Origin of the sequence: Acinetobacter sp. Marseille-Q1623 (assembly GCF_902809895.1) — a bacterium.
In the GTDB taxonomy this organism is placed as follows: Bacteria; Pseudomonadota; Gammaproteobacteria; order Pseudomonadales; family Moraxellaceae; genus Acinetobacter; species Acinetobacter piscicola_A.
Map to the genome: position 1 here is coordinate 2,553,741 of NZ_CADDWG010000001.1, position 20,362 is coordinate 2,574,102.

The 20,362-nt window shown below is 39.3% G+C and carries 21 protein-coding genes; 9 read left to right on the forward strand and 12 right to left on the reverse strand.

All coding sequences use genetic code 11. From position 1 onward, the window contains the following. Positions 1 to 66: 66 nt before the first annotated feature. The 3 genes from atpB to HUV91_RS12170 all read right to left on the reverse strand — a co-directional run bounded on the left by atpB (position 67) and on the right by HUV91_RS12170 (position 2,459). Positions 67 to 942 (reverse strand): F0F1 ATP synthase subunit A, encoded by an 876-nt coding sequence (gene atpB / locus HUV91_RS12160; protein WP_068975643.1) that lies wholly within the window; start codon positions 940 to 942, stop codon positions 67 to 69. 110 nt (positions 943 to 1,052) lie between these two features. Continuing rightward, the gene (locus HUV91_RS12165) at positions 1,053 to 1,445 is read right to left on the reverse strand and encodes an ATP synthase subunit I (protein ID WP_111861471.1); all 393 of its coding nucleotides are present in this window, start codon (positions 1,443 to 1,445) and stop codon (positions 1,053 to 1,055) included. Between the two features lie 171 nt (positions 1,446 to 1,616). Continuing rightward, on the reverse strand, positions 1,617 to 2,459 hold the full coding sequence (locus HUV91_RS12170; protein WP_174493514.1) for a metal ABC transporter solute-binding protein, Zn/Mn family: 843 nt from the start codon (positions 2,457 to 2,459) through the stop codon (positions 1,617 to 1,619). Between the two features lie 139 nt (positions 2,460 to 2,598). Here HUV91_RS12170 and HUV91_RS12175 point away from each other — a divergent pair, with 139 nt between their 5' ends. The 3 genes from HUV91_RS12175 to znuB are packed head-to-tail and all read left to right on the forward strand — an operon-like array spanning position 2,599 to position 4,670. Continuing rightward, a complete protein-coding gene (locus HUV91_RS12175) occupies positions 2,599 to 3,096 on the forward strand; it encodes a transcriptional repressor (protein ID WP_130074813.1) in 498 nt (165 codons plus the stop codon). Beyond that, on the forward strand, positions 3,069 to 3,866 hold the full coding sequence (znuC, locus tag HUV91_RS12180) for a zinc ABC transporter ATP-binding protein ZnuC (protein WP_174493515.1): 798 nt from the start codon (positions 3,069 to 3,071) through the stop codon (positions 3,864 to 3,866). The genes HUV91_RS12175 and znuC overlap by 28 nt, the downstream gene beginning before the upstream one ends. 3 nt (positions 3,867 to 3,869) lie before the next feature. Further along, entirely contained in the window at positions 3,870 to 4,670 is an 801-nt protein-coding gene (gene znuB, locus HUV91_RS12185) for a zinc ABC transporter permease subunit ZnuB (protein ID WP_174493516.1), read from the forward strand. Between the two features lie 170 nt (positions 4,671 to 4,840). Here znuB and HUV91_RS12190 read toward each other — a convergent pair whose 3' ends face one another. Then, a complete protein-coding gene (locus tag HUV91_RS12190) occupies positions 4,841 to 5,461 on the reverse strand; it encodes a LysE family transporter (protein WP_174493517.1) in 621 nt (206 codons plus the stop codon). A 164-nt stretch (positions 5,462 to 5,625) separates the two neighbouring features. On the opposite strand from HUV91_RS12190, the gene HUV91_RS12195 reads away from it, so the two are divergent. After that, positions 5,626 to 6,549 (forward strand): Dyp-type peroxidase, encoded by a 924-nt coding sequence (locus HUV91_RS12195; protein WP_174493518.1) that lies wholly within the window; start codon positions 5,626 to 5,628, stop codon positions 6,547 to 6,549. A gap of 52 nt (positions 6,550 to 6,601) precedes the next feature. Here HUV91_RS12195 and HUV91_RS12200 read toward each other — a convergent pair whose 3' ends face one another. The 5 genes from HUV91_RS12200 to HUV91_RS12220 form a co-directional block, all read right to left on the reverse strand. Beyond that, positions 6,602 to 6,856 (reverse strand): hypothetical protein, encoded by a 255-nt coding sequence (locus HUV91_RS12200; protein ID WP_130074818.1) that lies wholly within the window; start codon positions 6,854 to 6,856, stop codon positions 6,602 to 6,604. A gap of 166 nt (positions 6,857 to 7,022) precedes the next feature. Beyond that, complete coding sequence (locus HUV91_RS12205; protein WP_174493519.1) at positions 7,023 to 7,472, reverse strand: hypothetical protein; 450 nt, start codon at positions 7,470 to 7,472, stop codon at positions 7,023 to 7,025. Between the two features lie 24 nt (positions 7,473 to 7,496). After that, positions 7,497 to 8,030, reverse strand: coding sequence for a hypothetical protein (locus tag HUV91_RS12210; protein WP_174493520.1), 534 nt, complete (start codon positions 8,028 to 8,030; stop codon positions 7,497 to 7,499). An 87-nt stretch (positions 8,031 to 8,117) separates the two neighbouring features. Next, entirely contained in the window at positions 8,118 to 9,818 is a 1,701-nt protein-coding gene (locus HUV91_RS12215) for an NAD-dependent malic enzyme (RefSeq protein ID WP_130074821.1), read from the reverse strand. Between the two features lie 174 nt (positions 9,819 to 9,992). Beyond that, on the reverse strand, positions 9,993 to 10,277 hold the full coding sequence (locus tag HUV91_RS12220) for a DUF2798 domain-containing protein (protein ID WP_130074822.1): 285 nt from the start codon (positions 10,275 to 10,277) through the stop codon (positions 9,993 to 9,995). Between the two features lie 196 nt (positions 10,278 to 10,473). Here HUV91_RS12220 and argS point away from each other — a divergent pair, with 196 nt between their 5' ends. Both argS and HUV91_RS12230 read left to right on the forward strand, forming a co-directional pair. Next, positions 10,474 to 12,264, forward strand: coding sequence for an arginine--tRNA ligase (gene argS / locus HUV91_RS12225; RefSeq protein WP_174493521.1), 1,791 nt, complete (start codon positions 10,474 to 10,476; stop codon positions 12,262 to 12,264). A gap of 104 nt (positions 12,265 to 12,368) precedes the next feature. After that, positions 12,369 to 12,980 (forward strand): SPOR domain-containing protein, encoded by a 612-nt coding sequence (locus HUV91_RS12230; RefSeq protein ID WP_130074824.1) that lies wholly within the window; start codon positions 12,369 to 12,371, stop codon positions 12,978 to 12,980. A 53-nt stretch (positions 12,981 to 13,033) separates the two neighbouring features. On the opposite strand, the gene HUV91_RS12235 is transcribed toward HUV91_RS12230, so the two are convergent. After that, positions 13,034 to 13,684: a response regulator gene (locus tag HUV91_RS12235; protein ID WP_130074825.1), complete on the reverse strand. Its 651-nt coding sequence runs from the start codon at positions 13,682 to 13,684 to the stop codon at positions 13,034 to 13,036. A 376-nt stretch (positions 13,685 to 14,060) separates the two neighbouring features. Here HUV91_RS12235 and msuE point away from each other — a divergent pair, with 376 nt between their 5' ends. Together msuE and sfnG are read left to right on the forward strand one after the other, a co-directional pair. Next, positions 14,061 to 14,789, forward strand: coding sequence for an FMN reductase (gene msuE, locus HUV91_RS12240; protein WP_174493522.1), 729 nt, complete (start codon positions 14,061 to 14,063; stop codon positions 14,787 to 14,789). A 19-nt stretch (positions 14,790 to 14,808) separates the two neighbouring features. Next, the gene (sfnG, locus tag HUV91_RS12245) at positions 14,809 to 15,915 is read left to right on the forward strand and encodes a dimethylsulfone monooxygenase SfnG (RefSeq protein WP_130074827.1); all 1,107 of its coding nucleotides are present in this window, start codon (positions 14,809 to 14,811) and stop codon (positions 15,913 to 15,915) included. Between the two features lie 427 nt (positions 15,916 to 16,342). Here sfnG and HUV91_RS12250 read toward each other — a convergent pair whose 3' ends face one another. Continuing rightward, a complete protein-coding gene (locus HUV91_RS12250) occupies positions 16,343 to 17,521 on the reverse strand; it encodes an acyl-CoA dehydrogenase family protein (RefSeq protein ID WP_174493523.1) in 1,179 nt (392 codons plus the stop codon). Positions 17,522 to 17,710: 189 nt separating this feature from the next. Here HUV91_RS12250 and HUV91_RS12255 point away from each other — a divergent pair, with 189 nt between their 5' ends. Beyond that, positions 17,711 to 18,286 carry a hypothetical protein gene (locus HUV91_RS12255; RefSeq protein ID WP_174493524.1) on the forward strand — a complete coding sequence of 192 codons (576 nt, stop codon included), beginning with the start codon at positions 17,711 to 17,713 and terminating at the stop codon, positions 18,284 to 18,286. Positions 18,287 to 18,353: 67 nt separating this feature from the next. On the opposite strand, the gene acs is transcribed toward HUV91_RS12255, so the two are convergent. After that, complete coding sequence (gene acs / locus HUV91_RS12260; protein ID WP_174493525.1) at positions 18,354 to 20,303, reverse strand: acetate--CoA ligase; 1,950 nt, start codon at positions 20,301 to 20,303, stop codon at positions 18,354 to 18,356. Positions 20,304 to 20,362: the final 59 nt, after the last annotated feature.

Consider the following 20,362-nt stretch of genomic DNA (forward strand, 5'->3'; position numbering starts at 1 on the left):
AGGTTTTATACCAAATTAAGTTAAAAAAACTGTACCTAACCACCGATTGATAGTTAGGTAATACCATTAATGCTTTTCGCTTGCCATGCTTAGATAAACGATGGTGAGCATCATAAAAATAAATGCTTGCAGGGTGATAATCAAAATATGGAAAATCGCCCATGGCACAGACAATGCCCACTGGATCCAGAACGGTAATAATGCGATAAGAATGAAGATTAATTCACCCGCATACATGTTACCGAAAAGTCGGAGAGCCAAAGAGATTGGACGTGCAAGGAAAGTTACCAATTCCAAAAGCAAGTTAAATGGAATTAAAAGCGCTTTAGCGATTGGATTCTTAGGATTGAATGGATTCAGTGCCAATTCACCTACAAAACCACTCACACCTTTTTCACGAATACTGTAGAAAATAATGAGAGCAAATACAGATAAAGACATACCAAGAGTAATGTTAGGATCTGTAGTAGGTACAATTTTGAAATACACACTGTGTGGATCCATACCAAACACGTTGCTACCAATAAGCGTAGCGAGATGCGGAATGAAATCTACTGGTACTAAGTCCATTAAGTTCATGAGGAAAATCCACACAAAAATGGTTAGTGCCAACGGTGCAATCAAACGAGACTTCCCGTGGAAAGTATCACGAACACTTGAATCTACAAACTCAATAATCATTTCAATTGCAGACTGGAACTTGGTAGGAACACCAGAGTTTGCAGCTTTCGCTACGCACCAGAACAACAAACAGAAAATTAAACCAAGTCCGATAGACCAACCCATTGAATCCAAGTGAATAGCAGTGAACCCCATCTGTTGAGCTTCAGCACCACTTTCAGCCAATTTCCATGTACCGTCTGGCATTTTACCATAGGTCATATTGGTCAAGTGATGCTTGATATACTCGGTCGAAGTAAGGGCATGTTCTTCAGCAGCCATAAATCACACCTGGTCAATGTAAAAAAACTAATAGAATAAAACGAATATCGCGTGCTGCTTGATATCTCGCCTATTCCTGAAAAACTTTTCAATTTTTGCTGTGCTTATACTCATTTTTGTAAACGGGTTGCCCAAAAAGGAGCAATCCACGTCATGGCTTGTACAAGTATAAAACCACAAAACAATGCGACCGGGGATAACGGTTTGACATTGCTTAAAATTAAAATGAATCCAACGATCACAATTGCAAATTTGCCCATCATGCCCCGATACATGTTCGAAAGAACTTGTTTCGATGCTCGCGCGCCTGCTGCTCGAAATGACTGCCAAGAAAAATAACAACTAGCAAGCCAACATATTAGTGCACCTAATGCTGCACTCAAAGCCGCAGTCGAGTCTTTCAAGACCCACCCTATCAAGGCTGAAACAGGAATCATACATGCTTGTAAATAGACCAAAGCTTTCGCTAATCGTCGGTCAATCATGCGACTAGTTCGGCTCATTTTTTATCCACTCACAGCATAAATGCTTGACAAGTTTAGCTGATGATCGTTTTTAATCGCAGGCATTATAGAGTTACACCCCTGAACATGCAATCTTTTCCCGACCTTAGTCGTGTTTTTTTCACAGATTAAATTGCTTTTGATCTGTACAATTGTTGCTTAATATTTGCATCATTTTCGTGCATTAACTACGCAAGCTTGTGTTTGTGCAGCTAAAGTTTGCCATGCAACCACAAAATCTTGTTGTTTCGCTAAAGATTCATCAACCGATTGAAATGTAATTGCACCCAATTTTTTATATTGACTTGGGCTCGCACTGGCTTCAGCAAGTAAACAGACTTTTTTGCTTGGTCGATGGTCATTGAGGTATTTAATTTGGGCAATCGTGGGCGCAACATGTGGGTCATCAGTCATCGCACCCGCAAATTTTAAGTTAAGCGAACGTTCTAAATATTGATAAGCATCATGATATGCCCAATATGGTCGTGCTACCCCCTCTCCTGTATATTTTTGTGATGCTAAAAGCATTTCATTGGCAAATTTTTTCGCATTATTCCAATACGCTGTTTTATTTTCAGGATGTTGTTGTGAACGTAAAGCTGCAATAAAGAAACCGATACGTACAGCATTGTTTGGATCAAGCCATACATGGGTATCGACCGTATCTTTTAAGGCAATGCCCCGTGGACTTCTTAAAGGCAAGGCTTGGATAATACCCGAATCTAAAATAGAAATGGCATTGGCATTATCTTGCAACGCTTTTTCGAGCGGTGCTTCATGGGCTTTACCCAACCAAATCACCAAAGATGCCTCTTTAATGGTTTTCCGGTTCAATGGCGTTAGCTGTACATCATGTCCACTTTGATGATCTAAAAGCAGTACAGGTTCTTCAATACCTTGCATGACTTTTTTTGAAATCAAATAAATAGGATGTGTTGACACCACCAAAGGTGCTTGTGCCCACGCCATACCTGCAAATAATGCGCTGACACAGAAAGCAAAGAAGCGTTTCATGTGGAAAAATTTACCAAAATTACTTAAATGTTATAATATAACAAATATGAAAAAAAACCTATGCCATTCGTAACATGATCAGGCTTCATGTTACTATTTGTGATTGTCCTTTTACTAAAAACGTCTTTTGAGGTGTGCAATGAACCTATGTTCACACGAGCATCATGATACTTTACATGGCGTCCATGACCATCAAAATGTCAAAACTCGTCTAATAGAAGCAGAAAATATTTGTGCTGCTGCGGGTGCTCGTCTCACACCTCTACGCAAAGAAGTGCTAGAACTCATCTTAAATTCGACAGGTCCCGTGGGTGCGTATGACTTATTAGCAAAACTAAAAGGCTCATCTGAACGCCCTGCTGCCCCACCAACAGTGTATAGAACATTAGACTTTTTATTAGAAAAGGGTTTTATTCACCGTTTAACCTCTATCAATGCCTATATTCCGTGTTGCCACCCTCGTGAAGGACACCAAGCGGCTTTTTTGATTTGTTCTGAATGCCATACGGTGAAAGAGGCTTCTGCTAAAGGTCTGATTGAGCAACTTGATCAACTCTCAGATTCAGATGGATTTAAAGCACACCACAGTATTATCGAGATTTCAGGACTATGTCAGCAGTGCTCGAACAAGGCTTAAAGCCAGTCACAGCTTCGCTTGTGCAATTACAACAGATCAATGTGCGGATTGATGAGCGTGATATTTTAAAAAATGTTGATTTTTCTTTACATGAAAAAGAAATTGTCACGCTGATTGGTCCCAATGGCGCAGGAAAATCAACCCTGATTAAGGTGCTATTGGGCATAGTAAAGCCCAACTCAGGTAAAATCATTAGCCCTAAAAAACTCAAACTGGCATATGTACCACAAAAATTCAATCCTTCGCATAGTTTACCACTACGTGTGAAAGATTTACTTGATCTCGAAAAATGCGACAAAACCATTAAAACCGAAATCATTCGAGATACAGGCATTACCAAACTAAAAGACTCAAAAGTACAGCAGCTTTCAGGTGGCGAACGTCAACGTGTGCTATTGGCACGGGCGTTATTACGCCAACCGGATGTTTTAGTGCTTGATGAACCTATGCAAGGCTTAGACATTCAGTCTGAAGCTGAACTCTATGATTATGTGCGCAGTTTGCCTGAACGCTATGGTTGTTCGATTTTAATCGTATCGCATGATTTACAATGGGTCATGCAAGGGACACAACGGGTCGTGTGTTTAAACAAACATATTTGCTGTAGTGGTTTACCTGAAAATATTCAACAACATCCTGAGTATCAAGCGATTTTCGGAACAAATCGTGTCCCATATCAACACCATCATGATCATTGTGCACACGGTGACTCTGCAAAAACCTGTGAACATGATGCTCGTCCCCACATTCACCCTGAACCGGAAGCCTAGATCATGATGGAATGGTTACAACTGCTATTACCAGCATGGATTATGGGCACACTTTTGGTTTTTCTAACAGCACCTTTGGGGTGTTTAATGTTGTGGCGCAGGATGTCTTTTTTTGCCGATACCATGGCACACGGCACGCTCTTAGGGGTGGCACTTGCAGCAGTGCTAAGTCTGCCTTTATGGATTGGTGTAACGTTTACCGCTATTTTATTAGTGGCAATTCTTTGGGTATTGCACGATCCTCGTTTACCCAATGATGCTTTGCTTGCGCTGTGCTCCGCAACTTTACTCTGTTCAGGCTTGTTGCTGATTCAGCACTTACCTGCCCTACGACCTGAATTATTGAGTTATCTATTTGGTGACCTACTCACCATTGAATGGTCTGATTTACCTGTATTTATTGGTATTATCATCGCAGCTTTGGCTGTGTTGTTTCACTATTGGCAAGCACAGATTCAAATTGCCATTGATCCTGATATTGCGGTCAGTGAAGGGGTTAATGCAAAATGGCAACGCCTAATTTTCATGTTGCTTTTGGCATTATTTACCGTTTTAGCATTACGTGCTGTGGGTTCTTTACTCATGGGTGCATTGTTGGTTATTCCTGCACTCAGTGCACGTCTCGTGTCACACTCTCCAAAGCAAATGGTCATTGCTGCTTTTATCATTGCTCAAATGGGTGTGACTGTCGGTTTATGGTCAAGTGCGGGTTTAAATATTTCCACAGGTTTAAGCATTGTTTTAACCATGTCGATTGTATTTGCCATGATCTTTATTATTCAAAAAGTTAAAAAAATCTGTTAAAACCTGAGAGTTTCAAATCATTAAACTCACTGCCAAAGTTTAATATAGTCTGTTTAATGATTTGCTTTTTACGGTATATGTCTCAACTCAAACATAAGATCATTATGAATCAACGTTTTTTCGTATAAATATAAGCTCATTCTAAAAAAGAATGCTTAAAATGTATTCCATCACTGATGCACCAAACTCAACAAAGCTGCGGCGCAACTAAATAATATGGCAAAAGTACGATTCATATATTTTTGTTGTTTTGGTGATTTCAATAATCGTAGTACTTTAGCGGCTAAACCTGTATAACCTGCCATCACAATCAAATCAATCGTAATCATGGTGACAGCCATAATCACATATTGAATCCACTGTGGTTTAGACAAATCTAAAAATTGTGGCAAGACTGCGAGTAAAAACACAATGGCTTTAGGATTACTCATATTCACCAAGAAACCATGTAGAATAAGCATAGGAATCGTTTTAGGCTGAGTTTCGGTTTTAATATCGATCGACTGAATGGGAGCATTCCATTGTAAATATGCCAAATATAATAAGTACAACACTCCAAACCATTTCACCAATAAAAATGCCCAAGGTGTCGTCGCAAATAACACCCCCACCCCTGCTGCAACAATGCCAATTTGGACAATTAATGCCAGTTGTAAGCCTAAAGCATTCCAATAGCCACGGCGAAAACCATAGCTTAAACCACTCGACATCGATGCAATTGCGCCCGCACCAGGGGAAATACTGATCACCCAGCACGCCAACATATAAGCAAACCAGACTTGATAAGACATAATAAATATCAGGAGATTTTTTGAAATGTAATTATAACGATTTTAATACCATACTTTTCGATTAATTTAATCGTTAAAAAATATAAAGCTTCGCTTTCTAGTCTGTGTATGATCATGCACAATAGTTAAATTGAATGAATAATAAATGAAGGAGCCATCTCGTAATGACAGCCCAATCTGTAATTTTGCCTTTACCGTCAAATCATGCCCGCTTTATTGTTTTAAATTTAAAAGATCTGTCTATTGATGCTTTAAAAGAACAACTCAATGCGCTGTTTAGCACACGTGATCGTTTAATCACCCAGCATCCTGAAGCTGAAATCAAAACCTCTGTCGCATTTGGTCCCGCACTTTGGACACAGCTTTATTCTCAAACTCCGACAGGTTTTAAACAACTTGAACCGATTCAGGGTTCTTTCAACATGCCTGTAGTGCCTGCGGATGTCCTGATTCATATTGCTTCAGCCCGTGCAGATTTATGTTTTGCAATGAGCCAATCATTTTTTGATGGCATCCAAGACCAAGTTGAAGTTTTAGATGAACGAGTGTGTTTCCGCTATTTAGATGGCCGTGATTTAACAGGTTTCATTGATGGTACTGAAAATCCACAATTCCCTGATGACCGTGACGAAGTCGCATTACTTGGTGAAGAAGCAGGTATTTTTGCTGAAGGCTCTTTTGTCTTTGCACAGCGTTATGTACATAATCTTGAAAGCTGGAAACGCTTAAAAGTGGATGCGCAGGAAAACGTTATTGGACGTACCAAGCTCGAAAGTATTGAACTTGATGATGATGTTAAACCTGACAACGCCCACATTGCCCGTACAGTGGTTGAAGACGATGCTGGTGAAGAACTGGAAATTCTGCGCCATTCTCTACCCTATGGCGATGGTCAGGGTGAACAAGGCTTATTCTTTATTGCCTATACCAAAGACTTAACCCGTATTGATAAAATGCTCGTGCGTATGTTTGGTACAAGTGGCGATGGCATTCATGACCGTTTACTTCACTTTGTGACCCCAGTAGATGGCGCTTATTTCTTTGCCCCGAATGAAGACATACTCGAAGAAATTCTAGATATAGAATAATTTTGCAAGCCAATAATCGACTTGTGCAAGAAGAATATTTTCTGGATCAAGATTAAGGTGCATTGGAATTTCGTACTTCCAATGCATCAATACATTGTTGCTCTGTTGAATATGCAAAAATACGTGAGGAGGCTTTCTCAATATAAATTGCATCATTTTCCAAACCAAACGCCTGCTTAGAAATATCACATTGGTCAGGTTTCAGTTTATAAAATTTCACTGTATGACACATCGGCTCTGGCGAGTTTTCATCAAATCCAAACCATGTTTCCACATTCATCATTTCATAAAATTCTTTTGAATCCATGGGTGTTTCTTGGGATGATGCTTGGGATGAACGGTTAATTTCTTCTACTTTTTCTTCAACGGCAGCTGTAATTTGAGTTTGATCATCTCCTATTTTTGTGATGGGTCATGACATACTGTCAACTCCAGCAACACAAGAATGACAATACTAATTTTATTAAATTTTTTCATTTCCCACTCAATCTTTGTTTTAGACTGTCTGCTTCTTCATATTCAATGTCCTGAATTCGCATACAGTTTTGCTCCATACGCATTTTGAAATCAATGAATTGTTCGCCAACTTTAAGTAGTGCACGATGCTCTGTCGCGTCCAAAACACGAATAGAAATATCATCAGCTACATCCTGTGCATTACTCAAAATGTTAAAATCTAAATGACATTGACCCTGTATTTTTGCCGCACACTTTTGCTCACGCAATAAAAGTTGCACCATATTGGCATCAAAATAATGACGCAAAATCTGTCGAGGCTCGCCTGCAATATCTTTGTCTGAGTGCGGTGGATAATCCCGATACAATTCAGAAATCAAGTCACGACTACTTTGCACACACGAAATATTGTCTGCAAAGACCTGTGCGCTACTTAACAGTAAAACCACAACTAAATATTTTTTCATGTCTTTTTAAATCTGCGTCTATATTTATTTACTGTTATCGTCAAAAGAATAATGTGTTAAATCTATGCCACGTTGAAAAATATTTTGGATCAAAATATGCGGCAATTTTGAATTATTCCCTAACGCTGCACATTTCAAATCAACGCCGTGTCGATTGGCTGTTTGGGTTGGAATAAATTTATCTTCTACAAATGAATATTTGCCTAAATCTCTAAAAAATCCATACAGATTATTGTTTGAATCGCGAAGCACGTACAAATTACTCAAGTCATTTTTATAATAAGCTTGATACAAGGTGTATTTTTGCTGCCCCACTTGGATCACATCACACTCATCGGTTGCCATCCATTGATCATTATTGTGGTTTAGCCCCATCTTTTTTAGTAACGCACTGACTTTGGCATCCTCCCAAATCAAAGCACAATGTTGACGTTTGAGCTTTTTGATTTGAATGGGTTTTTTCTGTTCAGTTTGCCACTGTGTTTCGCATATATTTTCTTGTGCATACACGCTTGAAACTGACAAACATACGGCAAGTGCTAAAACTATTTTTCTCATATATACATCGCTTGCTATACGCATTTTAAATATAAAAAATGGAGTCTATGTAGACTCCATCTTATGTGAATAGACAATAAATTCAACTTAAAATGGTATACGTTTATAACGACGATACTCAGGTTTCCAAAAGTTTGCTTCAATATTTTCTTGTAATTGCTCATCACTAATCGCAGGTGCAACACCATCTTCGATCGCTGCTTTTGCTACTTTAAAAGCAATGATCTTAGAAACTTTTTGTAGCTCGTTCAAATCAGGCAATAAGTCAGCATGAATATCTTGTAATTTTGGTGAACAATCTGCCAAAGCATTACTTGAAGCCATTAACATATTATCTGTGACACGTGTTGCTTGTACTGCAACAACGCCCAGCCCTATACCAGGGAAAATGTATGAGTTATTACATTGTGAAATATTAAAGATTTGACCTTGATAATTCACAGGTGCAAATGGACTACCTGTTGCGATTAAAGCTCGCCCTTCTGTCCATTCGATAATATCAGCAGGCACAGCCTCTACACGAGAGGTCGGGTTTGATAATGGTAAAACAATCGGATGCTCGCAATTGGCAGCTAAAGTTCGGATAATTTCTTCCGTGAATAATCCTGGTTGTCCCGACACCCCAATAAGAACCGTTGGTTTAGCATTTTTAACTACATCAAGTAATGAAATGACTTCTTCTGCGTTGCCCCAATGCGCGACTTCCTCAGGCTTTTGTGCCAATTTACGTTGGAAATCTAACAGATTCGGCTGATTTTCAGTGATTAAACCAAAACGGTCGACCATAAAGACACGTGCACGTGCTTCGGTATCGGTCAGACCTTCTGCCACCATTTGTGCAACAATTTGTTCTGCAATACCACAACCTGCTGAACCTGCACCTAAAAATGCCACTTTTTGGTCTTTCAGTTGTTTGCCTGCCGCACGACTTGCAGCAATGAGACTGCCTACTGACACTGCTGCTGTCCCTTGAATATCATCATTAAAACAGCAAATTTGATTCCGATATTTTTCCAGTAAAGGCATCGCATTTTTTTGTGCAAAGTCTTCAAATTGAATTAATGCTTTTGGCCAACGACGCTTGATCGCCGCAATCACATCATCAACAAAATGATAATATTCTTCGCCGCTGATTCGAGGCTGATTCCAACCGAGATAAATTGGATCATTTAACAATTGTTGATTGTTCGTCCCCACGTCTAAAGTAATCGGTAATGTATATGCAGGACTGATGCCACCACATGCGGTATAGAGCGATAATTTTCCGATTGGAATACCCATGCCACCAATGCCCTGATCGCCTAATCCCAAAATACGTTCACCATCTGTGATGACAATCACTTTCACATTTTTCTTATTCACATTATGCAAAATATCATCGATATGTTCACGGTCTGGATAGGAAATAAATGTCCCACGATGACGGCGATAAATATCCGAGAAACGCTGACATGCTTCACCAACGGTTGGTGTATAGATGATTGGCATCATTTCACTGAGATGATTTTCAATCAGGTGATAAAACAAGGTTTCATTGGTGTCTTGAATATTTCTAAGATAAATATGTTTATTGATAGCGTCATTAAAGTCGCAATATTGTTGATATGAGCGTTGACTTTGTTCTTCGATGGTTTCGATCACATGTGGAATCAAGCCATATAAATTAAATTGGCTACGCTCTTCTTCCGTAAAGGCCGAGCCTTTATTTAAAAGCGGAAGCTCAAGGAGAGTGTTCCCTGCATAAGGGGTATATAACGGTTTCTTTACTTGCAAGTTTTCTGTGGTCATGTCCCATCTCATTATGTTTAGATTTAGATGAAAATCCAGATAACAAACACTCGAGTTTCATCTATCTCGGGCTATAGATTAGTCCTTTTTTTACGATTTAGGGTATTTCTTAAATTGATAGTGATATGAGATAGATTTAGACATGGAATACAGCTTTAAAAACAACAGATCAGCTTATTTATGCGGTTGATTTGGTGACATATCGACAAATAAACTGGTTAGTTTTCTTACAATTGGCAATATGATCAACACGATAGGATAAGCAAACATCCATGACATCATCCAAGCAGAAAAGAAAATAGAGAATAAATTTTCGATCCAGCCCAAGTTCTTGACAGTATTTATAAACGAAATGATACCACTCATCAGTCCTGATAATAATAAAGGTAAAATCCAAGGAGCATATTTGGCAGGTAACTTCGGAATATTACCAATAATCATGGCTTTTTTCTGATTCATACAACGCGCTTTTGACACATATAAACCACATACAATAATTGAAAGTATTAAGATTTTGAATCTTTTTCAGTATTTATCAAAAACTAAACAAACGTATTTGTCTTCTTTTGTACTTTGCATACAAATGGTTTTACCTAAAAGCATGGAAATTTGCTATATTTGCTGTTTTTCTGCAACATTTATTTCTCGATCGATTATGAATACGGCAATACAAGCAGCTCTTGATCATGCAGTGCAATCCCTACAAGCTGAAGGGACCCTTCCATCTGACTGGAACAACACCAGCGTTTTAACGCGAACCAAAGACCGAAGCCATGGGGATTTTGCGTCAAATATTGCCATGATGGGTGCGAAAGTTGCAGGTATGAAGCCTCGTGATCTTGCAGAAAAAATCTTGGCAAATTTGCCAGAAGTTGCAGATATTAGTAAAGCTGAAATTGCAGGTCCTGGTTTTATTAACTTCTTTTTAAATGCAGACCAACGTTTTGCAGTGCTTGATCGTATCGAAGCACAAAAAGATCAGTTTGGTAAAACCCAAGCCAATGCAGCAAAGAAAATCCAAGTTGAATTTGTGTCTGCAAACCCAACCTCAAGCCTTCACGTTGGTCATGGTCGCGGTGCAGCTTATGGGATGACCGTTGCAAACTTACTTGAAGCAACAGGTGCAAAAGTTGACCGTGAATATTATGTCAACGATGCAGGTCGTCAAATGGACATTTTGGCAACCTCAACTTATTTGCGTTATTTAGAGCTAACAGGTCAAACTTTAGTTTTCCCTAAAAATGCCTACCAAGGCGACTATGTAAAAGAAATCGCGCAAAGCATTATCGACAAAGATGGTGAAGCGTACGTTCGCCCTGTCGCTGAGGTATACAAAGATGTCCCTGAAGATGTTCAATATGCAGCAGAACTTGATGCTGATGGCAACAAAGTTGTACTTTCAGGTGATAAAGAAAAACACATTGATGGTTTAATTCATAACTCGCAAAACTTAATTGGCGAAGGCTATCGTGTTTTCCATCAAGCTGCTTTACATGCCATTTTAGATGACATTAAAGATGACCTTGGTGAGTTTGGTGTGACCTTTGACAAATGGTTCAGCGAAGCATCATTGACTGAAAAAATTGATGAAGCATTACAAACTTTAGACCAACGTGGCTTCCTTTACGAAAAAGATGGCAACATTTGGTTTAAATCGACTGAATTTGGTGATGAAAAAGACCGTGTCGTCAAACGCCGCAATGGTCAAACCACATATTTTGCCTCTGACATCGCATATCACTTGAACAAATTACAACGTGGCTATACCGATATTATCGATATTTGGGGTTCAGATCACCACGGGTATATTGCACGTGTCAAAGCGGCAATTGATGCGATGGGCTATGACTCGAAGAAACTTACCGTATTACTTGTTCAATTTGTGAGCTTATGGCGTGGCGGTGAGATGGTACAAATGTCATCTCGTTCAGGTCAGTTCGTGACTTTACGTGACTTACGTAAAGAAGTGGGCAATGATGCTGCACGTTTTTATTATGTGATGCGTAAATCTGAACAACACATTGATTTTGACTTAGATCTTGCTGTTTCACAAAGTAAAGACAATGCCGTGTATTACATCCAATATGCACATGCGCGTATTTGCCGTATGCTTGAAAAAGCGGCTGCAGCGGGTATCAATTTTGATACAGTAAATGCACGCCAATTTGCTGCAAAATTAGACTTAGATGCAGAAACAGAAATTCTTGCAAAACTTGCAGCTTATCCTGAAATTTTGATTCGTGCTGCGAACAATTATGAACCACATCAAGTGGGGAATTATTTAAAAGAATTAGCGTCTTTATTCCATGGTTGGTACAACGAACATAAAGTTTTAGGTGATGATGCCGAGTTAACACAAGCTCGTTTATTATTGTCAAAAAATGTTCAACAAGTCATCTATAATGGACTAGAGTTACTCGGTGTTTCTGCACCAGAGGCAATGTAAGGTATCGCTAAAATACTGTAGAAATCTATTGAGTATCGTCCACCGTGTCGGTACTCAAAGACGTTGTCAAATATAACGTTGTTATTGAGTAAGAGGAATTCCACGTGTTTGGAAAAACGCAACGCGGCGTGTCTGAACGACCTAATAAACCTAAAAAACCATTGATTCCAAAATGGTTAGGGATGCTTGTCGTTATATTAATTATCCTCAGTTTTGGTGTCGCACTGATGCTCTGGAAACCGTGGGCACCTGTAAAAACACGTAGTAATGAAGTGACTTCTGATCATTATCAAGAAGATACCAATAAAGATTACCGTTTTTATGACCTCTTGCCCAACCAACAGGTAACACCAATTCCAGAGCAAGCTGTGCCTGAAACTCAAACAAGTACACAGCCTGTGATCGTGGAAGCACCTGAAACACCAAGCAGTAGTGAGGAAGTGAATGTTGGTTTAGATAGCTCTGAACAAGCACCTGCACCTGTACAACCTGAATATATTTTACAAGTACGTAGTTACCCTGACCCTGACAGTGCCGATGCGCGCCGTGCTGAAATCATTTTAAATGGTCTATCAGCAGATGTCGTTAAAGCAACCGAAGGTGGTCAAACATGGTACCGTGTAATTTCTGGTCCTTATGATTCTCAAAATGCAGCAGTGATTGCACAGCAGACCTTACAACATAGCGGTATTGACTCAATCGTAGTCAAACGCTAATGCTCAATAAAAATGGATGCTAAAAGCATCCATTTTTATAACATCACAATAAATTACACTTTTTTCTCTTCAATATTCAGTGCACTGATCGCCAATACCGCTTGGGTACGATTTTGCACGCCCAATTTACGGAAAATTGCAGTGACATGCGCTTTAATTGTCGCTTCAGACACTTCAAGTTCATAAGCAATTTGTTTATTCAGCAAACCTTCTGCCACCATCATCAACACACGGAATTGTTGCGGCGTCAAAGATTGAATGCGTTCAGCCAAGGCAGCCTCATCTGCTGCACGTGGATCAAAACTCATATTTGCAGGTAAATTTGGAGGTAACCAAATGTCCCCTTCTAACACCTGTCGAATCGCTTCACCAATATGGCTTGGATGCGCTGATTTTGGAATGTAACCCATTGCACCATGTGCAATGGCACGTTGGATAATCGAAGCTTCTTCATGCGCAGAAACGACAATGATGGGCAATGAAGGATATTGTGCACGGACATGCACCAGTGCAGAAAACCCAGATGCACCCGGTAAATTTAAATCTAACAGAACTAAATCAGGTTCAGGACCATTCTCTAAACGCTCATAAAATTCATTCACTGCAGCAGTTTCATGAATTTGAGCTTGGGGTAAACTATAACGCACCGCTTGAATTAAAGCATGGCGAAACAGTGGATGGTCATCAACGATTAAAATATTCATAAGCGAAGTGAGAGCTCTCTAGCACAGTCTTTCATTCTAACTGTACTATTGCTGTTAAAGATAATTAAATATAACGAATTTTTAATAATTTTGTCGCTTTAAATATAAAATCCCTACACATTTTATGTTATTTATCATTTTTTGTATTTCTTTATCGTTTTTAAATATAAATTTAAGCATTTGCAAAGAATTGCTTATATATTTTAAAACTAAATAAATATATCAAGCAGTTAAAGAATAAAAATAAACCTCAAAATAAATTTTTAGCATATATCCAAAAATCTGATAACCAATCTGTTTTTGCTTATTTTACAGAATATATTGAATGTTGATTAATAAATGTCATTCCGATATTAAACGCTTTTAGGTTATTGACATGTCATTTATTCAACAGAAACCCTTAAATATTGTTGCTGTATCAGGTGGCTTAAATCACCCTTCAAAAACCGAAGCTTTAGTCCAAGCCATTTTAGATGAATTAGGTGAAGCAACGCCCATCCATGTACATTTCATTAAATTTAGTGAAATTGGGCAACTCTTAGGTGGTGCAATTTACCGTCACCAACTCCCACAACGTATACAAGAAGATTTAGCAGCCGTAGAAGCAGCCGATGCACTGATTGTTGGAACCCCTGTTTACCGTGCGTCATTCACTGGGTTATTTAAACATTTCTTTGACTTTGTTGAACAAACTGCATTGGTCGATGTACCTGTATTGCTTGCTGCATCGGGTGGTTCAGACCGTCATGCTTTAGTGCTTGAGCATCAACTGCGTCCATTATTCAGCTTCTTCCAAGCACAAACTCTACCGATTGGTGTTTATGCAACAGATCGTGATTTCACACCTGAATACACGATTCACAGCGAATTTTTACGTGATCGCATCACGCTTGCCGTTGCACGTGCATTACCCATTTTAGAGTGGGCACCTGCCAAAGGAAAACGTGCAGATGTGGTGAAAGTAAAATCTCAACAGGCTTCACAAAACTTAGGCATTAACAAACAAATCGAGCAAGAAGAAGTTTTACCCTCCGCTGCTGTACCAAGTTTAGATGCAGCAGAAGCACGGATTCATCATAAAAAGCCAAAAACACACGTGGCTTAATTATTCCAAGGATCAACTAATGTCACAACACGATAAAAATATTAAATTTGCGTATTGGGTACCGAATGTGAGTGGTGGTTTGGTGGTGAGCCAAATCGAACAGCGTACAGATTGGAGCTATGACTATAATGTGCGTCTAGCAAAAGCCGCTGAAAAAAGTGGCTTTGAATATGCACTCACTCAGATTCGCTTTACAGCAGGATATAACGCAGAAAATCAACATGAATCAGTGAGCTTTAGTCATGGTATTTTGGCAAAAACTGACAAATTAAAAGTGATTGCCGCAATTTTACCAGGTCCTTGGAAACCAGCACTGGCAGCCAAGCAATTAGCCACCATTGACCATTTAACCAACGGGCGTATTGCCATCAATGTGGTCAGTGGCTGGTTTAAAGGTGAATTTGATGCTATTGGTGAGCCTTGGCCTGAACATGACGAACGCTATGTTCGTTCAGAAGAGTTTATTCGCACACTAAAAGGGATTTGGACAACAGATCATTATAGTTTTGAGGGTAAATATTATCAGTTCCAAGATTATACCCTCAGCCCAAAACCCATTCAAAAGCCGCATATTGAAATCTTCCAAGGTGGTAGCTCTCGTGCCGCACGCGATATGGCTTCACGTGTATCGGATTGGTACTTTACCAACGGCAATACACCTGCTGAGCTGAAAAAGCAGATTGATGATATTCGTGAAAAAGCAAAGGCAAACAACCATCAGGTTAAAATTGGGGTCAATGCCTTCATTATTGCCCGTGATACCGAAGAAGAAGCTCAAGCCGTGCTACAAGACATCATTGATCAAGCCAATGTTGAAGCAGTCAATGCCTTTGGCGATGCAACTCGTGAAGCAGGTGCAGCTTCTAAAGAAGGTGAAGGTAATTGGGCAAAATCTACTTTTGAAGACTTAGTACAATATAATGATGGCTTTAAAACCAATCTGATTGGCACACCACAACAAATTGCTGAACGTATTGTGGAATTAAAAAGTGTGGGGGTAGATCTTGTGCTTTCAGGTTTCTTACATTTTATTGAAGAAGTGGAATATTTTGGCGAAAAAGTATTGCCTCTCGTTCGTGAATTAGAGGAGGCTCAAAAACATCAAATCACTGCAAAATCAGCTTAAAGTGTGGGTCAATAATCACAATAAATTATTTTAATCGATCATCAGTTTTTATCCCTCAGGACTCGGCTTGAGGGATTTTTTTAATCAAAAAATCCTAAATGATATTTATTTTTATAAAATCATAGTCTTAATAACTTTCATCCTTTAAATCAAATTTATAGCCAAAATGGTTGAGGCAAATTTTTATTCCATTCAAAGAATAGTTATTACACCCTTTATGAATACACTTATTTTCCGAAAAGCCTTCATGAGTCAATACGACTAAAAATACCTGTAAAACCATTTGGGCATACAAAGAAGTTATCAATTTTTTGACACGTTCACATAAATTTGTCTTATCTAATAGCAATTTTATTTAGTGTGTATAAATCTAAAATCTTTCAAAGTAATGTCTAGTTTAAATTCTCTAGGCTTTTTAATTTTATCATTAAGAATAAAAACTTGGCTCAGGTACTTTTCCTGTCAACACCCATTCCCCAACTTCTTGATACTTATAATCAATCGGATCATGTAAAGTTTGTGTGCGTACATTACGCCAAAAACGATCTAAATTGAGTTTTGCTGTGGTTGCCCGAGCACCCATCACTTGGAAAATATTTTGTGTCACAAACAATGAAGTATTGGTCGCTGCAATTTTCGCTGTGGCAATTGCAATCGATACTTCTCCTCGCTGTTCAGCATTCAAACCTTCTCCAATATCCCAAGCAGATTGAAAAGTTTCAACCGCTTTATTGGCAAGTAAACGTACACTTTCAAGTTGTACATAAAACTCTGCAAAATGCTTTTGAGTAAAGGGATCATTCACTGCATTTTCTGCTAAGGATTTTGACCATGCTTTTTGGCTTTGCACCATTTCTTTGGCAATATCAAAAGCCCCTTCCGCTACACCTAAAAATAAATGCACAAAGATCAATTGAGCAATTAAAGGGCGTAAACTTGAGTATGGAGTACTTAATGGTCCAGGATTCAGCAATAACTCATCTTTAGAAATTTTGACTTGCTCGAAGTGACTTGTTCCACTATCCGTTTGGCGTTGTCCCATATTGTTCCAATCACCCAAAAAGCTGATGCCTTCACGTGCCGTTGGAATCACCCCGATCAATAATTTTCCCTCCTCATCAAACCCTGAACAAAGCAAAATATCTGAGTCAATCGAACCTGAACAAAAGCTTTTATCGCCATGAAAAATAAACTCTTGCTCTGAAACTTGAGTTGCTTTGGTACGTCTGTCCAAAGGGTTTAAGGTATTGCCCCAAAACAGGTTATTTTTTGCAGTATCTTCAAACCATTTTGCATATTGCGTAGGTTGTGCAAATAACTGTACCGTTGCAATGAGTAAATGATGGAAAGCATAAATATGCGCTACAGAACTATCCACTTGGGCAATGGTGCGGACAGTTTGGAAAATGGTTGCCCAATCTGCACCTTGCCCACCATATTGTTTAGGAATAGACAAACTCAATAAACCACTTTGACGAATTAAATCCCGTTCCACTTTGGCATTACCACCTGCTTTATCTCGCTCAGCAGCTGTTTTTGCAAACGTGTGAGCAAGTTGCTGCGCGATTTCTAGCACTGTGAAATTCAGAGGATGTAAAGCATTCATGAGATCGTCCTTATTTTTAATATTTTTAGCTTAGCAAAGCTGGTTTTGTTTGGTTATCTGAATAAATGCTGTCCTTATCTTTAAAAATAAATTCAGCTCAAAACGAAAGACTTTTTCATTAAAAAATATCAGTATTCATACGTTTTTATCACTATACTCAGCCCATAAAAACCATTTTGGACAATAATAATGACTTATTCTTATCAATGGTTCAGTGCTCCCAAAGAAATCAGTATCGTATGCCCTGCATGCCAAAAAGAAGCACTATTTCAATTTGCATCTGTCTTTCATGTTGAAAAAAAACAAGACCGAATATTTTTTGAGACTCATCCCGCTTTTGAAACGACTACTGTATATGACTCTTATACCTATACCCATAAATTTTGTGTCATTTTTTATCCTGCCTTAAACTCCAATCCAGAACTTAAAAATTTTTTGGAATGTCATAAAGGTTTGAATAACTCTGTCTCTCATCTGATAAAAGATAAAGGTGTTGTCTTTTGTCCATCATGCCTGATCAAACGTAAACATCAACTAAACTGGCCACAAGAAGCTTATTATTGTATTGATTATAAAGGTCAATTGCTTTGGGCATTTCATCGCCCTGCCTTTGTCTCAATTTATGATTATATTCAGGCTAAAATCCGAGATCGTCATGTTGCAGGACATTTTATCTATTTGTTGCATATTCCCAGTCATTTTTTAACGCAACATGCACGCACCGAAGTGAGTAAAAAAATGCGTGGTTTATTGCTCAGGGTATAAACCACGATCAGACTTCACGATAAAAAAATACCGCCCTCATTGGGCGGCATCATCTTATTTTCAATTGTTATGAAGCATGTTGTGATTTTACTTCTTCAATCAACTGATCCACCACACTTGGGTCAGCCAAAGTCGAAGTATCACCTAAACTATCGAGTTCATTCGCCGCAATTTTACGTAAAATACGACGCATAATTTTCCCTGAACGGGTTTTCGGCAGCGCAGGTGCCCAATAAATCGCATCAGGTGTGGCTACTGGGCCTAAGACTTTACGCACCCAAGCCACTAACGCATTACGTAATTCTTCAGTTTCAGTTGCATCGGCTTGTAACGTCACATAAGCTGCCACCCCTTGCCCTTTAATGTCATGTGGCATCCCCACGACAGCAGCTTCTGCAACCAGCTCATGTGCCACTAATGCACTTTCAATTTCAGCAGTCCCCAAACGGTGCCCTGAAACATTTAATACATCATCGACGCGTCCTGTGATCCAGTAATAACCATCTTTGTCACGGCGTGCACCATCTCCAGTGAAGTAACTGCCCGGATAAGTTGAGAAATATGCCTCAATAAAGCGTTCAGGATCACCCCAAATGGTCCGCATTTGACCCGGCCATGAATCCTTGATAATTAAATTACCTTCTGCCTCGCCCTCAAGTTCATTTCCGTCAGCGTCAACCAAAGCAGGCTGTACACCAAAAAATGGGCGTGTTGCAGAACCTGGCTTCAATGCTGTTGCACCCGGTAAAGGAGAAATCAGAATCCCACCCGTTTCAGTTTGCCACCATGTATCCACAATTGGACAACGACTTTCGCCCACGACGGTATAGTACCAATTCCATGCTTCAGGGTTAATCGGCTCACCGACCGATCCAAGCAAGCGCAAACTGCTACGATCACTTTCACGAATATACGCATCCCCTTCACGCATCATGGCACGAATGGCAGTCGGTGCAGTATATAAAATGGTGACATGGTGTTTATCAACAATATGTCCTGTACGTGCCCATGTTGGGTACTGTGGCACACCTTCTGAGATCAATGTGGTTGTACCATTGGATAAAGGTCCATATAGCACATAAGAATGTCCTGTGATCCAACCAACGTCAGCAGTACACCAAAACACATCATCTTGTTTAATATCAAAAATTTCACGAAAGGTACAATTCACATAGGTTAAATAGCCACCTGTGGTATGTAAAACACCTTTCGGTTTCCCTGTCGAACCTGATGTATATAAGATAAATAATGGATCTTCAGCATTCATGGGTTCAGGTGGACAATCATCCGTGACGGTCATAATTTCCATGTGATACCATAGGTCACGCCCTTCTTTCATTTCAATCGGTTCACCCGTGCGATACACCGTCAACACGGTTTCAACGGATTCTGTCCCTTTGATATTTAAGGCTGCATTGACATTTTCTTTGATTGGAATCGGTTTACCACCGCGTAAACCTGAGTCAGCCGTGATCACCAATTTTGCCTGACTGTCTTCAATGCGACTTGCCAAAGAGTCAGGGGAAAAACCGCCAAATACCACACAATGTACTGCACCTATTCGCGTACATGCCAACATCGCAATGGTGGTTTCAGGCACCATTGGCATATACAGCACAACACGGTCACCTTTTTTTACGCCATGCTTTTTGAGTACATTAGCAAAGCGGCAAACTTCATCATGCAGCTCTACAAATGAAATAATTTTATGTCGCGAAGGATGATCCCCTTCCCAGATAATTGCAGGTTTATGTGGATGGACTTTTAAATGCCGATCTAAACAGTTTTCACTGACATTGAGTTGCCCATCTGCAAACCATTCTATTTTGAAATTATCCTTGTCATAACGGGTATTTTTAACTTGGGTAAAGGGTTTGATCCAATCCAGTTGTTGCGCAGCCTCAGCCCAAAACTGATCAGGATTTTCAACAGACTTTTGATAACGTTGAAAATATTGTTTTTCATTGGTTCTTGCAGTTTTTACAAAATTTTCTGGTACTGGATACACTTCATTCATATTATACGTCCTTATTTTCTAATCATCTCGTCTCGAGATCTATGCCTACGTTCTTGATT